This window comes from Stenotrophomonas maltophilia group sp. Smal17 (genome assembly GCF_030237045.1).
Lineage (GTDB): Bacteria > Pseudomonadota > Gammaproteobacteria > Xanthomonadales > Xanthomonadaceae > Stenotrophomonas > Stenotrophomonas forensis.
In genome coordinates, this window is record NZ_JASJSU010000055.1 from 9,868 (window position 1) to 11,687 (window position 1,820).

The 1,820-nt window shown below is 66.6% G+C and carries 3 protein-coding genes; all 3 read left to right on the forward strand.

Annotated features, from left to right (window positions below; translation table 11 throughout):
- Nucleotides 1-204 precede the first annotated feature (204 nt).
- The 3 genes from QRO93_RS14325 (at nt 205) to QRO93_RS14335 (ending at nt 1,763) form a co-directional block, all read left to right on the forward strand.
- On the forward strand, nt 205-417 hold the full coding sequence (locus QRO93_RS14325; RefSeq protein ID WP_180879641.1) for a DUF4287 domain-containing protein: 213 nt from the start codon (nt 205-207) through the stop codon (nt 415-417).
- Between the two features lie 95 nt (nt 418-512).
- Nucleotides 513-962: a GNAT family N-acetyltransferase gene (locus tag QRO93_RS14330; RefSeq protein ID WP_180879639.1), complete on the forward strand. Its 450-nt coding sequence runs from the start codon at nt 513-515 to the stop codon at nt 960-962.
- Between the two features lie 93 nt (nt 963-1,055).
- Nucleotides 1,056-1,763 (forward strand): YitT family protein, encoded by a 708-nt coding sequence (locus tag QRO93_RS14335; protein WP_049456208.1) that lies wholly within the window; start codon nt 1,056-1,058, stop codon nt 1,761-1,763.
- Nucleotides 1,764-1,820: the final 57 nt, after the last annotated feature.

Sequence of the window (1,820 nt, forward strand, 5' to 3'; positions counted from 1 at the left end):
CCCCCCCCCCCCCCCCCCCCCCCCCCCCCCCCCCCCCCCCCCCCCCCCCCCCCCCACCCCGCCTTCGACAGTTTCCCGCGAGCTGTTGGAACCTGCTGCTGGTGGTAGGTGCCGACCGTTGGTCGACACGGGGTCGGATATTTGGGGATGTCGATTTCCACGTCTGTGGTTCGTCGAATGAATGACTTTCAACGGGAGCAGCACATGAGCACTGACACCACGCCGAAAGGCCCGGCCTCGTATTTCCCCTCCATCGAGAAGACCTACGGCCAGCCGGTAGCACACTGGTTCGGGTTGCTGGCGGGCAAGAAGGGCCTGAAGCACATGGAACTGGTCAGCTTCCTGAAGAGCGAGCACGGGCTGGGCCATGGCCATGCCAACGCGCTGGTGGCGCACCATCTGGCCCGCAAGGGCTGAGCAGGCAACGCTGCGCTGAACGGCCGTGTGGGGCCTCGCCACACGGCATCCAGGCTCGGGCAGACTGGGCGTCCATCCTCAGGCAGGACGCCCCCATGCAGGTCACGCTGGACGCGATCACCGTCGACAACTACGAAGCCGTGTGCGACCTCGAGGTCAGTGAGGCGCAGCAGGACTTCGTCGCCGGCAATACCTGGTCGCTGGTGCAGGCAGCATTCAATCCCGGCTACCAGGCCCGTGCCATCCAGGCCGATGGCGAGCTGGTGGGGTTCTTCATGTGGGTGCCGGAGACGCCGCAGCGGACGTCGATCTGGCGCTTCATGGTCGATCAGCGCTGGCAGGGGCGTGGCATCGGGCGCCGCGCGCTGGAACTGGCGCTGGCGCAGATCCGGGCAACGCCCGGCGTGGCTGAGGTCGAGATCTGCTACAACCCGCGCAATCCGGTCGCTGGCGCCTTCTATGGCAGCTTCGGGTTCGTCGAGACCGGGATGGATGACGATGGCGAGGACATGCTGGCCGTGTTGCCCGTTGCGGGCCCGGAATAACCTGAATGGGCGAAGGTGGCTGAACGATTTCATCTGCAACTGTCATGCAGATCGTGTCTAATACCGCTCCCCACCCGTTGTTCCCCCACCCGCATGTCCCTTGAATCCCATGGCCCCGCGCCGTGCGACGACGCTGACGGCCACCTGGTCACCGCCGGTCCGCTGACCCCGCCGCCCGACAGTGCCGGCACCACCGCCGACGAAAAAGCACTGCGCCACTCGATCGCCGAGGACGTGCAGGGCATGGTGCTGGCCACGATGGTGGCCTCGCTGGGCCTGGCCATCTTCGCCAAGAGTGGGCTGATGATCGGCGGCATGGCCGGCATGGCCTTCCTGCTGCACTACGCGCTGGACTGGAACTTCGGCGTGGTGTTCGTACTGGTCAATCTGCCCTTCTACTGGGTGGCGCTGCGCCGCATGGGCTGGGAATTCACCCTGAAGACCTTTGCCGCGGTCACCGCCTGCGGCGTGCTGACCGACCTGCTGCCGCGCTGGATCGATTTCTCGCATATCCACCCGCTGTACTCGGCCATCGTCGGTGGCGCGCTGTCCGGCCTGGGCATCCTGTTCTTCATCCGCCACCGTGCCAGCCTCGGTGGCATCGGCATCCTGGCGGTGTACCTGCAGCGCACCCGCGGCTGGAGCGCGGGCAAGGTGCAGATGTCCTACGACGCCTGCCTGATGGTGGCCGCGTTCTTCGTGCTGTCGCCGTCGAAGGTGCTGTATTCGGCCATCGGCGCGGTGGTGCTCAGCCTGGTGCTGATGTTCAACCACCGCCCCGGCCGTTACATGGGCGTGTGACGATTCGACGGTAGTGGCGGCCGCTGGCCGGCAACACCTGTGGCCTGGCGAGGCTGC

Excerpts from the sequence above, each read along its gene's own strand:
- QRO93_RS14325 (WP_180879641.1), top strand. The coding sequence starts at position 205 with ATGAGCACTGACACCACGCCGAAAGGCCCGGCCTCGTATTTCCCCTCC.
- QRO93_RS14330 (WP_180879639.1), top strand. The coding sequence starts at position 513 with ATGCAGGTCACGCTGGACGCGATCACCGTCGACAACTACGAAGCCGTG.
- QRO93_RS14335 (WP_049456208.1), top strand. The coding sequence starts at position 1,056 with ATGTCCCTTGAATCCCATGGCCCCGCGCCGTGCGACGACGCTGACGGC.